At 48.0% G+C, this 13,123-nt stretch carries 7 protein-coding genes; 5 read left to right on the top strand and 2 right to left on the bottom strand.

Annotated elements, in window-relative coordinates:
* The first annotated feature begins 100 nt into the window (after positions 1-100).
* Together KQY15_RS11155 and arcA are read left to right on the top strand one after the other, a co-directional pair.
* Entirely contained in the window at positions 101-1,828 is a 1,728-nt protein-coding gene (locus KQY15_RS11155) for a sensor histidine kinase (protein WP_254795645.1), read from the top strand.
* Positions 1,829-2,028: 200 nt separating this feature from the next.
* Positions 2,029-2,736: a two-component system response regulator ArcA gene (gene arcA / locus KQY15_RS11150; protein ID WP_019676687.1), complete on the top strand. Its 708-nt coding sequence runs from the start codon at positions 2,029-2,031 to the stop codon at positions 2,734-2,736.
* 31 nt (positions 2,737-2,767) lie between these two features.
* Here arcA and KQY15_RS11145 read toward each other — a convergent pair whose 3' ends face one another.
* Positions 2,768-5,068, bottom strand: a complete 2,301-nt coding sequence (locus KQY15_RS11145; protein WP_217669272.1) for an ATP-binding protein — start codon at positions 5,066-5,068, stop codon at positions 2,768-2,770.
* Positions 5,069-5,107: 39 nt separating this feature from the next.
* On the bottom strand, positions 5,108-6,949 hold the full coding sequence (locus KQY15_RS11140; protein ID WP_217669271.1) for a cyanophycinase: 1,842 nt from the start codon (positions 6,947-6,949) through the stop codon (positions 5,108-5,110).
* 432 nt (positions 6,950-7,381) lie between these two features.
* On the opposite strand from KQY15_RS11140, the gene KQY15_RS11135 reads away from it, so the two are divergent.
* The 3 genes from KQY15_RS11135 (at position 7,382) to iadA (ending at position 13,060) form a co-directional block, all read left to right on the top strand.
* Positions 7,382-10,309 carry a TonB-dependent receptor domain-containing protein gene (locus tag KQY15_RS11135; RefSeq protein ID WP_217669270.1) on the top strand — a complete coding sequence of 976 codons (2,928 nt, stop codon included), beginning with the start codon at positions 7,382-7,384 and terminating at the stop codon, positions 10,307-10,309.
* A 74-nt stretch (positions 10,310-10,383) separates the two neighbouring features.
* Positions 10,384-11,868 (top strand): putative basic amino acid antiporter YfcC, encoded by a 1,485-nt coding sequence (gene yfcC / locus KQY15_RS11130; protein ID WP_217669269.1) that lies wholly within the window; start codon positions 10,384-10,386, stop codon positions 11,866-11,868.
* 10 nt (positions 11,869-11,878) lie between these two features.
* Positions 11,879-13,060, top strand: a complete 1,182-nt coding sequence (gene iadA, locus KQY15_RS11125) for a beta-aspartyl-peptidase (RefSeq protein WP_217669268.1) — start codon at positions 11,879-11,881, stop codon at positions 13,058-13,060.
* Positions 13,061-13,123 lie beyond the last annotated feature (63 nt).

Genomic DNA, 13,123 nt, shown 5'->3' with positions numbered 1-13,123 from the left:
CCAGAGTAACTATAACTGTGTGCCAGAAAAACACCAAACAGGTTTGCTAAAACACCATTAACTGCATAACATCAATACTTAATCTGGAACAGTTGCAGCAATGTCAGCTAAAAGTGAGCAATGCATGAAAGCAGTAGTCAACACCAGCTCAAAAACCACAACCATCCGAAGTGCGCTGTTTATAGGTGTAATGACAATTTGCAGCCTGACTATCTGCGTCTCTATGCTTGCTTCAACTATCCAGGACATTAAACAGCAGCGAACATCGTTAGTTAATGAGCTTAAAAGTTACGCCAGCATCATCGCTTTTAATGCCAGGGCCAGTTTTGCCGAAGCAGAGAAAACCATCGAGCAAACAGGAGCAGGTTTTGCCGATGAGCGGGAAAATATCTATAACGATTTTGCTCATACTGAAGAAAGCCGGCTTCGCTCATTCGAAGCAGTTCCGATGTTCCACAACATTCATATTTATCGTTTGCAACAATCCACCGGCAAGTTAGTGCTGTACTCAATATATAATGCACGCGGAGTTGGCCCATATCCGGCACAACTAGAAAAGGTTGCCGCGTTTACCGAACCATACTTAAGTGATAACTATATTGAATTAAGTCAGGAGATCAGACTGGACGGTAACATTGCCGGCTATGTCTTTATCAGAGCCAGCCAGCAGGAACTACAACGTTATATTCAAAACCGGATTTTAATCGATTTATTTATTATTGTTTGTGCCTTAATTGTCGCCTATCTGCTTACCCGCAAGCTGGAACAGCGGTTTACTGCACCGATTAATCAATTACTGCAGCTGGTGCAAAGAGTCGCAAAAGACAAAGATTACCACTTACGGGCACCACAAAACAGCATTGAAGAATTTACTGTTTTTGGCAAGGCACTTAATACTATGCTTGATAAAATAGAGCGTCAGATTATCAAGCAGCAACAAACCGAAACGGAAATCCGTGAACTCTATCAGGGCATGGAGCAAAAGGTAAATGAACGGACGGAAGCGTTAAAATCATCTAACCAGGAATTACTCAACACTCTCGCCACGCTGCATCAGTATCAGAACCAGATCGTTGAAACTGAAAAGATGGCCAGTCTGGGACAAATGGTGGCAGGGGTTGCTCATGAGGTAAACACCCCGATTGGTCTTGGAGTAACCGCTTCTACTTTGCTGCAGGATAAGCTGACCGGAATTGAGCGGGCATTTAATGACAAAAAACTCACCTCGTCGCAACTGGGACGCTTCTTAAATGAAAGCAAAGAAAATCTTGGCATTATTTATCGCAATCTGGAACGGGCGGCCAGTTTAATCAGCAGCTTTAAACAGGTGGCAGTCGACCAGTCAAATGACAGTCAGCGCAGTTTTAATATGTCTCAGCTTATTAACGAAGTGCTGTTGTCACTTCGCCCTAATCTGAAGAAAACCCGTCATCAGCTGCTGGTGGAGTGCCCTCCTGACTTAATTATTGAAAGTAAGCCCGGGCCAATTAATCAGATACTGATTAATCTGATAATGAACAGCCTGATCCATGCTTTCGATAATATTGAACAGGGCGAAATTGATATTTCAGTCAGCATAAGTGGCACCCGTTGTCAGCTTTGCTACAGCGATAATGGCAGCGGCGTACCTGAAAATATTAAAAAACGGATTTTCGACCCCTTTGTTACCACTAAACGGGGTGAAGGTGGCAGTGGCCTGGGCTTACACCTGGTTTATAATCTGGTTACGCAGGCGTTAAATGGTAAAATCAGCTTTGAAAGTACCCTTGGCTTTGGGGTAAAGGTACTAATCGACTTCCCGGTGATAAACAACAGCCACAAAAAATAATTGCGATATATCCAATTGTTTTAGTTAGCTTTTTAATTAAATTATTAGCCTTCACTAATGTATAAGAGCCAATTGTTAACAAAAATCTTGTTAACAATTGGCCGGCCCGCTATAATTGCGCCAGTATTTGACATGTCCACAGCAACTATAGTAATTAGTAAGCTATACTGTTCACAAAAAACACATAAGGTTTAACTCTAATGCAAACACCTGTGATTCTGATTGTTGAAGATGAAGAAGTTACCAGACTCAATCTGGTTAATCTGTTCCAGGGTGAAGGCTATGATGTCATCGAAGCAGTTAACGGCGAAGAGATGTATCAGAAGCTGGAACAAAACCCGGTAAACCTGGTGGTCATGGACATTAACTTACCTGGTAAAAATGGTCTTATTCTGGCCCGTGAGCTGCGTCAGAAAGAAAACATCGGTTTAATTTTCTTAACCGGTCGTGACAGTGAAGTGGACAGGATCCTGGGTCTGGAAATTGGTGCTGATGATTATCTTACCAAGCCATTCAATCCTCGTGAACTCACTATCCGCGCCCGCAACCTGCTGGGCCGCACTGTCGCCCAACCGGTAGTGGAAGAGCATAAAAGCATTGTTAAGTTTAATGGTTGGACCCTGGATGAAAACAGCCGTAATCTGACATCACCGAAGGGTATGGCGCGTCGCTTACCAAAAGGTGAATATCGTGCACTGCGTTTAATGCTGGACACCCCGGGTAAAATTTTCACCCGTGAGCAGTTAATCCGCCATATGACTGGCCGTGAGCTGCGGCCAAATGACCGGACAGTTGACGTAACCATCCGCCGCATTCGTAAGCATTTTGAATCTGATATAGACAGCCCGGAATTAATCAGCACCATTCACGGTGAAGGTTACCGTTTCGTTGGCAAGATAGACAAATAACACGTTTTGAACAACCCGGAACATCGGGTTGTTAATTTGCTTCGATAAAGTCATACAGAGCAGCCAGGTGCTGCTCTGCTTTTAAGTGAAAGTCCACCAGTTGTCGTTCAATACCTTGCCAGGCCATGGTTTCCTGCTCAAACTTTTTAGCCTTCTGTTGCACCCACAATAAGCCAACCGACGCAGCGGCGCCTTTCAGCTTGTGGGCCGACTCTTTAAAATCGTCGGGGTGCTGCTGCACTGCTGCTTCAATCATCTTGTTAATGTAACCAGGCAGTAACTGGGCAAATAACTGGGCACTACGCTTCATCGCATCAGGCCCAAGTGATTGCATGTAGTCCTGCAACGTTGCCACGTCAAGGATCTGGTCTTCCCCACTGGCAGGCTTCACCGGGCTTGGTTGTTGCAGTTTTAACGCACTTGGCGAAAATAACCGGGCCAGCATCTGATCCAACTTATTGGTGTTAACAGGCTTTGCCAGGGCACCATCAACCTGAACATCTGTCAGTTGTTGTTCGGCTTTTCTGACGTTGGCACTTAGCACCACTATCGGAATTGTCTGTAAATGGCTTTCAGTTCGCATATAACGGGCAATCTGATCACCGCTCATATCCGGTAACTGCATATCCAGCAATACCAAATCAATATCGTCTTCCGTTTCCAGCAGCGCAATGGCATCTTCTCCGGTCTCGGCGTGGATCACCGTATGTCCCCGCTGCTCAAGCAGCGCGGTTGCTATTTCCGCATTCAGTGGCACGTCTTCAATCAACAGCACTGTAAGCTCAGGGCAGCTTATTGTACTGACAATTGGCGCCTCAGCTTGCTCGGTGGGCAGTTCAACGCTGAAACAACTACCCTGGCCTGGCTCACTGGTCAGGGAGATTTTGCCGCCCATGGCTTCAACCAGAGCCCGCGACACCGACAGGCCTATACCTGAACCCACTATACTTAACCGGCGCCCGTCGGTAGATTTATAGTACATATCAAAAATACGTTCCTGTTCAGCACTGGCAATACCTATACCGGTATCATGCACTTTAAACAGTAAGCTGGCTGCGCCGGCCTCAGTCCTACTCAACTGACACTCGAGTGATATCTGACCCTGAGCAGTAAATTTCACCGCGTTATTTAATAAATTCCACAATACCTGACGCAGGCGGGTTGCATCCAGCTTCAGATAACAATCTAAATCGCCCTGGCTGTTCATCTCAAAACTCAAGCCTTTTTGCTGACAAATCAGTTCAGCAAAGTTTGCGATATCATTTAAAAAGCTCTGGATATGGATACTTTGGAAGACGATATCTAAGTCCTGACGGTCAATTTTATCCAGGTCGATAATATCGTTAAAAATATTGCCAAGCGTCTCAGCACTGCTGAAAATAGTATTGGCCCAGCTATGCTGCTCAGGCCCTAACTCACTGTCGAGTAACCGGCGGCTTAGACCAACGATACCGTTAAGCGGGGTTCGCAGTTCGTGGCTTAAGGTAGCAATAAACTTACCTTTGTCCTGATAGGCTTTTTCAAGCGCCTGCTCTGCCAGTTTGCGCGAGGTAATATCCCGCCCAAAACCAAGTAATCCGATATAACGCCCCTGACCGTCATAGAAAGGTACTTTACGCATTTCGAACCAAAGCAACTGGCCATCCGGTTTCACAAACTCAACATCCAGGGTTAATTCAGTATGTTCAGCAGCAGCTTTATATTCTGTTAAAATAGCAGCCTGAGCACTGTCTTCAGTGTAAAGTTCTGCAGGGTGATAGCCAATCAGCTCCTGCGCTGGCTTACCCATAATAATTTCAAACATTTTATTACAGCTGGCCAGGTGGCCGTTTTCATCGCGGTAATAAAATAAGTCAGGCGAGCTATCAACAATTGAACGGATCAGCAAACTTTGCTCTTCCAGTTCCAGCTGGGTTTTTTTACGCTCTGAGATTTCTTTACGAAGCTCATCAACAGCACGCCGTTTTGCCTGAAAAGCTTTTTTCCGTTCTTCTATCTCGAAATTCAGCTGGCGGATACTGTCCTGCATATTCTGATTAAGCAGGCGTTCCTGATGCGCAGAGTCTTTCAGGTAAAGTAAGGCCGCATCAAGGTGCAGCACCAGATAAAAAATACAGAGAATAACCAGAGGGCTGGCCAGCATTGTCAGAATAAGTTGCGCCCGTAGCATTGACCAGTCAACCTCAACCGCAAACAATGCGGCGTAGGTGTAATGCACCAGCACCAACACAGCCAGCAAACTAAGCCATAACAACAGGCCCAGGCGTAATTTGCCCAGGCGTTTAATCAATGCAGCAAAAGCTTTAACCTTTGGGTGCACCGGACTTTGCATTATGCGCTACCCTTTACCTGGTTTTCAGCTAACTTCACCCTAATTTGCAGGTTGCAGGTCAACCATCATGTTCCGATATGAACAATAAGCTATTTCTTCGCCCTGCTGTCTGAAACTGCCCTGACGAGTGTAAGAGCTGTGATCTTTATATACCGCAACTGCATAGCCCTGCCCTACTTTTACGGCACGTCCTTCTGCTTGCCTGGCCTGTGTCATACACAACAGATGGCTTAGCTGCTTGTAGTTATCCCGTTCAAATATATCACCGGAGGTCAGCAGCGGCTGTGACAGATTATTCGGCGCAAACTTCCAGTTGGCGAAGCGGCTGCGTAGCTGATTAGCGATTATTTCCATTTCATCGCCCCGGGTCAGGTAATGGGTAACAACATTTCGCAGATTTAACGCGCTACCCTCTCCACTACTGTTGGCACTATTCATATCCACTACGTATACGCCGGCTTCGCCCAGTACCGCCATTTTTACTGCCGGCGCTTCAGCACCCTGACCAAAGCCGACCAGCAAGCCGGTATTTTCGTCAACACCAAAACCATAGCGACTTTGCGTGTCATGCAGTAACCGGATTAAACGGCCCTGGCGGCCCCGCTCTGAAAAATGGGTATCCAGCACGCCCCAGCTAAATAAACCAAGGCCGCCAGTGCCGCTGTAAGTCAGATGGTTTTCTGCAAGGCCATTGCTGCAGCTTTGATCTTTATCACAACCGACTGCCGGCGCAGGCAAATCAAAAGCACCAAACTGCATAGCACTGTAACTATCGCCGTTGCTAATCATCGGCGTGCGCTGACCATTATAGCTGCCACCTGACATTACGGCAGTACCGGCACTGGTGCCGGCAACCACAATCTGGCCAGCTTCAAGCATCCGTTCTATCTGCTGCAATTCCGCCGATGCTGAACCATCAGCTAGCCGCAGTGCTTGCAGGGTTAAGCTTTGATCGCCGCCATTAAAGAATATGCCATCAGAACGACGGATTTGGGCAACTGCAGCTTTGCTGCCAGCTTTACAAAACTCGGTTTTCTGTGCCATCAAATCAGGGTATACCCGTTGCCGCTGATAACTACCATGCTGCTCGGCAAGATGTTTATCCAAATCTTCACAGCTGTTTTTATCACCACTTTGCCACGCAGCCTGATAGGCAGCGCTGATTGGCAGCCAGCTGACATCTGCTCCGGCTTCGGCAAATAAATTAGTATAAAAATCGACTGCAGCAAACGGATCGCGTGATGATGCGGTAACCACCAGAATGCGTGGTTTGCGCTTATCCCCCGCTACCTGTTGCGCCATTGCAACAAACTTTTGATACAGCTCAACGGTAAAATTATTTTTGGTGTTAGCTAAATCGGCATATTCCCGGCTGCGTGGGTTGCTGCGATTTGCGTCTTTACTCACCATTACCGGCACTTCCAGCTGGTCGAGCACAAAATTAAGCTCGCGGCTGCTTAAGCCTGCATAGACATTCCTGCCTGACACCCAAATACCATCAACTTCAATTTCAGCACCACGCCATAATCTGAGCAACTCGCGTTCAGAAACAGGCTCGTTTGCAAGCTGTCCGCGCAAAAACTCCAGCACAGCTAATGTTTGCTGCTGTTCAATAATCCGGTCTTCAGACCAGAACCCTGAGCTGTTAATTGCCTGCAAATGTTCAGGACTTAACTGAAATAAGCTATGTTTTTTGGCCGCAGCAGAAAACACCTCTTCATTCGAACAATGCCGGGTGCTCATTGAACTACAGGTAGCCAGTCCACCACCCATTAGTAACATTGAGTACTCAGGCATGGTTTTATTTTCATCATTGGCACTAAGAGTAAAAACCGGCATTGCCACTAAAATGGCTGATAAACAAGCAGTTATTTTTTTCATCGGCTCTTTCTTATTGTTTTTCAGGCAGTCACTGCCTGCAGACTACTGATAATGCGCCAGGCGCTAACCCCATATTTAGTGGTTGTAGATTATCCTGTATTGACATCTTTGCCAATTAGAAGTAGAAATAAGATTACTTTTGGCGCTGTTTTAACGCACAGCCAACGGTAAAAAAGTTTTATCTGATAATTCACGGTGATTAATTATTCACGGTTTAAAGTAGCGATATGTTAAAGAAAGCACTAATGCTCGGCTCATATCACTATTCGTCCTACTACCTTTCCGAGTGGTTTAACGAATAGACACCTATCAGGCAACTGCGGTTGACCTGAGGTTCTCTGTTTGAACAAACCCATTAAAGCAAAAATAAAGCAAATAACAGGCATTGCTGATCTTTAGCTGATCGCATGCCTGAAAAACACAGGTGTAACTATGCGTAAATTAACCCCGCTGGCGCTGGCTATTGCTGGCAGCTTACTCGCGTCTCCTTTTAGCTATGCACAACAGGAAACGGCCAAAGAAGAACAGAAAGTCGAACGAATTGAAGTAACCGGCTCACGGATCAAAGGCGTTGATCTGGAAGGCACCCAACCGTTAGTGGTTATTTCAGCTGACGATATTAAAAACTCCGGTGCCAGTTCAGTATATGACCTGCTGAAAGACTTAGGTCAGGTGCGTGGTGGTAGTGGCACTTTTTCTACCTCTGAAAGTGGCGCGACATCAACCTCTACCCCAGCCGGCCAGGCCGCAGCGTCGTTGCGGGGTCTGGGCCCTTCGTCAACCTTAACCCTGGTGAATGGCCGGCGGGTGGCAGCATCTTCTTTTGCGGCAGGCACTCAGAACTTTGTTGATGTAAACAGTATTCCGCTGGCAGCCATTGAGCGGATAGAAGTACTGGCGACCGGCGCCTCGGCAATTTATGGCGCTGATGCTGTAGCCGGGGTAATTAACTATATTCTGAAAGATGATTATGAAGGCGCAGAACTTAATTTATCGTATGGTAACAGTACCGCATCATCGGACGACGGCCGGGTAAATGCCAACATAGTGCTAGGCACCGAACTGGCTGGCGGTAATTTAACCCTGTTTGCCGATATATATGATCGTAAAGGCTACACTGCCCAGGACCGTGAATTTACCCGTGAACCTAATCTGGTAAGCAATTACTCTTATTTACCAAAGGGTGTGCCAAATATTTATTACTGGTCAGCAGTAGATGGTAACGAAATAGCCAGTCCGGGCTGCACCACAGAGCTGGTGACCACCGAACTGGGCGAAGAGATCTGCGCTTACTATGCTAATCAGGACGATGTACTGGAAACCCCGTTTGAAAGCGGCTCAGCCGGTTTTAACTTCCGCAAAGAATTCAGCAACAATCTGATCTGGAATACCGACTTCTTCTATAGTCATACCTCGTCGGTTTCATCGTCCAGCCCGGCACCTATTAACCAGATAAGTGATGAAGAAGGCCCATGGGTGCAGGAAACGGCGCTTGATGTATTCCCTGATGCCGTTCGGGATAGTTTATTAGATCAGATATATATCGACCCGTTTACCAGCGAAGCAGGTCAGCGGTTATGGGGTTTCCGGTTTGATGCCCGCTTTAATACCCCCAGAACAGTAGAAGTTACCAGCGATTCTTTCCGGCTGGTCAGCAGTATTGCCGGCAGTACAGAAAACTGGGACTGGGAAACAGCAGTATTACTTTCCCGTTCAGAGTCAGAACAAAAGGCTATTGCCGGCATTTATAACCGTTATAAATATCACGCCGCAATTGCCGGCGAGCTATGTCAGGATGGCAGCGTTGCCAGTTACAACAGCGATACCGATACCTTAAATTGTAGCAGCGGCGCTGGTCTGGCCGGTACTTACAACCCATTTTTAGCCAATGACGCCGCCAATGAGGCACTGTTAGCTCTGGCGCAGGAAGTACCGACCCGCGATGGCGTCAGCACGGTTTATGGTTGGGATGCCCGCTTCAGCGGCGACTTATTTGAATTTAATGGTCAGCTGGTGCGTTCGGCTTTTGGTCTGGAGCTGCGCAAAGAGGAAATTACCGATACTCCGTCTGCTAATGCCCAGGCCAGTGCCGCTAATGGCTACCTGGTCGATGTGTTTGGTTTTGGCTCGAGTTTGTCTGCCGCCGACCGCACCCAGATGGCTGCTTTTGCTGAAATTTATGCCCCGCTAACTGATACTGTCGAGCTGCAACTGGCAGGTCGGTATGATCACTATGACGACTTTGGCAGCACCTTTAACCCTAAAGTGGGTATTACCTGGCGGCCAATTGACAGCCTGGTTGTGCGTGGCTCCTGGGCAACCTCGTTCCGGGCACCTTCGTTAACTCAGGCAGGTGTAAAACTCAGAACCACTACTGCCACTTTTGACTGCAGTGCTAATCAGACTGTGTCAGATCTTTATTGTGAAGGCGCCGGTTTCACCAGCACCCCGAATGTACTGGAACTGGGTAACGCCGCCCTGCAAGCTGAAACCTCAGAGTCTGTTAGTGTTGGCTTTGGCTGGAGCCCAACCCAGGACACCACCCTGACAGTTGATTACTGGCAGTTTGAACATAAAAAGTTGGTTGATACCGACATGACAGCCATGCTGGCCCGCACAGCAACCGACGCCAGTGTCCGTCATTGTGGTCTGGTGCCTGATGGTGAGCTTGGGATCTCTTATGATCCGGCATTGTGTGATGTTACCGATCTGGCAGGGCGTACGGTTGAGGATGAAGGTGCCAATATGGCGGAAATTCTCGATGCCTGGGTTGAGTATGATGATCCGCGTTTTGCTGAATTACCATTATTCCGTGACCACGTTATCCAGCTTGACAACGTTGGCCGTCAGGATGTCAGGGGTATTGACGCCAGCTTCAGCCACACTCTGGATTTGGCCGGTGGCCGCTTAGGTCTGGACATTGACTGGACTCATTATCTGGAGTTTGATCGCAATAAAGCAGGCTCGGATGAAGTAGAAGCATTAATTGGTACCTTCCGTTACCCGGAAAATATCGGTAGTGCCCGCATTTCATGGAGTGGTGAAGCGCTTTACCTTGGCCTGACTGCACTTTATACCTCGTCATATCAGGATGATACTGCGCGGCTGCGTAGCCGCAATCTGGATGAACTGGATGAGTTAGGGCTGATTGATGCAGACGGCAATCGTGATGTCTCATCATGGACCACCCTGCGAGCTAATATTGGTTATGACTTTGAGCATGCCTCGCTGAACTTCACTGTTGATAACCTGCTGGACCGTGACCCACCAGCCGTGTATGGCAGCAGCCGTGGCTTCGACTCAATAAACCACAACGCCTTTGGCCGCAACTATCGTGTATCCTTTAGCTATTTCTTTTAATTAGCAAAGAGGCGGGCGGGAGAATATAACGCTCCCGCCCGTTAATTACAGATAGCTATTACAAGGCTTACACTATGGCTAACCAAATAAAACAACCGGTGTCGATGCCGGACGCCTTTGTCATCCTGTTTTTTGTGATGGTACTGGCAGCATTAGCATCGCACCTTATTCCGGCAGGCTCTTTCGATATTATTGAAGTAGCAGCGGAAACTGACAGTGCAGTTAAAACCAAAAGCCGGATTGACCCTGCCAGCTTTACTCTGGCCACCGACAGCAGTGCCGGCGTGCCGCTGTTTGCGGAAGGCGGCGGTGTCGGCTTTTTAAACTATGCCTTTGAAGGCATGGTGTCAGGGAATAAGTGGGGATCGGCAGTCGGCGTTATCGCCTTTATCCTGCTTACCGGGGGTGCCTTTGGCATCATTATGAAAACCGGTGCCATCCATAATGGCATTCTGGCGTTAATTGAAAAAACCAAACGGCTGGAATTTGTATTTATTCCTTTGCTGTTTGTGTTGTTCTCGTTAGGTGGTGCCATTTTTGGCATGGGCGAAGAGGCTATTGCCTTTTGTATCGTGCTGCTGCCGCTGATGCTGGCGCTGGGCTACGATGCGATTACCACCGTGCTGGTCACTTACATTGCTACCCAGATAGGTTTTGCCACCAGCTGGATGAACCCGTTTAATGTCGCTATTGCTCAGGGCATTGCCGAGATCCCGTTGTTATCTGGCGCTGATCTGCGCTTAGTCATGTGGCTGGTATTTACCCTGTTCGGGGTTATTTTTACCATGCGCTACGCCGCAAGAATTAAGCGCGAGCCAGAAAGCTCTCTTAGCTTCGAAAGCGATCAGAAGTTACGAAGCCAGCAACAGCAGCAAGCAGTAAATAGCTACAGTACAATCGATAGTATGATTTTACTGGCGTTTTTTGCCGGTTTAGTCTGGATAATCTGGGGGGTTACCGCCCGCCAGTACTATATTCCTGAAATTGCCAGCCAGTTTTTTACCATTGGTATTGTTATCGCCATCATTGCGGTAATGGGTAAAAGGCTCCGGGTAAACGAGGCAGCAGACGGTTTTAAGCAAGGTGCTGCTGAGTTACTGCCAGCTGCATTGATAGTCGGTATGGCCAAAGGCATTGTATTGCTGCTCGGTGGTGACAATCCGGAAACCCCGTCAGTGTTAAACACACTGCTGTACTACTCCGGCCAGGCACTGGGTGACTTACCTGCCTATTTATCTGCCTGGTTAATGCTGGTTATTCAATCGGTATTTAACTTTTTCGTCGCCTCCGGCTCCGGCCAGGCCGCGCTCACTATGCCGCTAATCGCGCCGCTGGCGGATATGGTCGGCTTAAGCCGGCAAATTGCGGTGCTGGCTTTTCAGCTGGGCGATGGCCTGACTAACTGCATTATTCCTACATCTGCCGCACTAATCGGCTGCCTGGGCGTGGTTCGGGTAGACTGGACTATCTGGCTGAAATTCGTCTGGAAATTACAACTGTGGCTGTTTGCCCTGGCCAGTATCTTTATGCTGGTTGCGGTTGCTATTGGCTATCAGTAACGAGGTTATTTTGAACACAATTTTTCTGATTAAAAATGTCGAAGTTTACGCGCCACAGCATCTTGGCAAACAAGACATCGTTATGGCCGGTGGCAAAATTATTGCCATGGGTCAGCAATTCAGCACTGGCGGCACTGATTTACCCCTGACAGTAATTGATGGCAGCGACAGTATTGCCGTGCCAGGTTTTGTTGACTCGCTGGTGCATTTTATTGGCGGCGGTGGTGAAGGCGGCTTTGCCACCCGCACCCCGGAAATGCAACTTACTGACGCAACCTTAGGCGGTGTTACCACCGCGATTGGCGTACTGGGCACCGATGCAACCACCCGCACCCTGACCAACTTACTGGCAAAAGCCCATGCGCTGCAAACTGAAGGTATTACCACTTATTGTCATACCGGCTCTTATCAGGTGCCTTGCCGCACTTTAACCGGCAGCATTACTGATGACCTTATTCTGATTGATAAATTTATCGGGGTCGGTGAAATCGCGATAAGCGACCATCGCTCGTCGCAACCCACCACTGATGAGATCAGAAAAGTGGCATCAGCGGCTAAAGTGGGCGGCATTCTCTCAGGCAAGGGCGGTATTGTCAGCGTTCACATGGGTGCGGGTGAGCGTATTCTGCAGCCAATTTATGATGCTGTTACCGGCACTGAGCTAAGCTTATCGCAGTTTTACCCAACCCATATGAACCGCAACCGCGCGGTATTTCAGGCAGGCCTGGAATTCGCAACTAAAGGCGGTGTAATTGACTTTACCACCAGCACTACCGAGTACGATCTGCAGCATGGCGAAGTTGCAGCGGCTCAGGCGCTGGCCGAGGCGTTGCAGGCGGGTATTAAACCAATGCAACTTACCCTGAGTTCAGACGGCAATGCCAGCCTGCCGATTTACAGTAAAAATGGCGAGTTACTGGGGCTGCAGGTTGGCCAGGTAAAAACGCTGTATCAGTCGGCCCGTGATGCAATTTTACAGCATAAGGTCAGCATCAGTGATGCTATCTGTGCCATCAGTCAGGCACCTGCTGCTGTCCTGGGTCTTAACCAGAAAGGCAGGCTGGCTAAAGGACTCGACGCCGACTTGATTTTGCTTAATCGAGATGATTTAGCAATAAACCAGGTATTTGCCATGGGCAAGCAGTTAGTGGTAGCTGGCAAAGCCACGGTTAAAGGCATGTTTGAGAAGTAATTCAGGCCTGCAGCAATGTTTAGCATAAATATTTGCAAAGCATTGCTTTAACCAGAATCAAAA

The sequence above is a fragment of the Arsukibacterium indicum genome (assembly GCF_019100565.1).
GTDB lineage: Bacteria > Pseudomonadota > Gammaproteobacteria > Enterobacterales > Alteromonadaceae > Alishewanella > Alishewanella indicum.
Note: the sequence above shows the minus strand (reverse complement) of the source record. Positions and strands in the feature narration are given on the sequence as shown.

What these genes read in the sequence shown, in the direction of transcription:
- yfcC (WP_217669269.1), top strand. Translation starts at nt 10,384, where the DNA reads ATGGCTAACCAAATAAAACAACCGGTGTCGATGCCGGACGCCTTTGTC.
- KQY15_RS11145 (WP_217669272.1), bottom strand. Translation starts at nt 5,068, where the DNA reads ATGCAAAGTCCGGTGCACCCAAAGGTTAAAGCTTTTGCTGCATTGATT.
- KQY15_RS11140 (WP_217669271.1), bottom strand. Translation starts at nt 6,949, where the DNA reads ATGAAAAAAATAACTGCTTGTTTATCAGCCATTTTAGTGGCAATGCCG.
- KQY15_RS11155 (WP_254795645.1), top strand. Translation starts at nt 101, where the DNA reads ATGTCAGCTAAAAGTGAGCAATGCATGAAAGCAGTAGTCAACACCAGC.
- arcA (WP_019676687.1), top strand. Translation starts at nt 2,029, where the DNA reads ATGCAAACACCTGTGATTCTGATTGTTGAAGATGAAGAAGTTACCAGA.
- KQY15_RS11135 (WP_217669270.1), top strand. Translation starts at nt 7,382, where the DNA reads ATGCGTAAATTAACCCCGCTGGCGCTGGCTATTGCTGGCAGCTTACTC.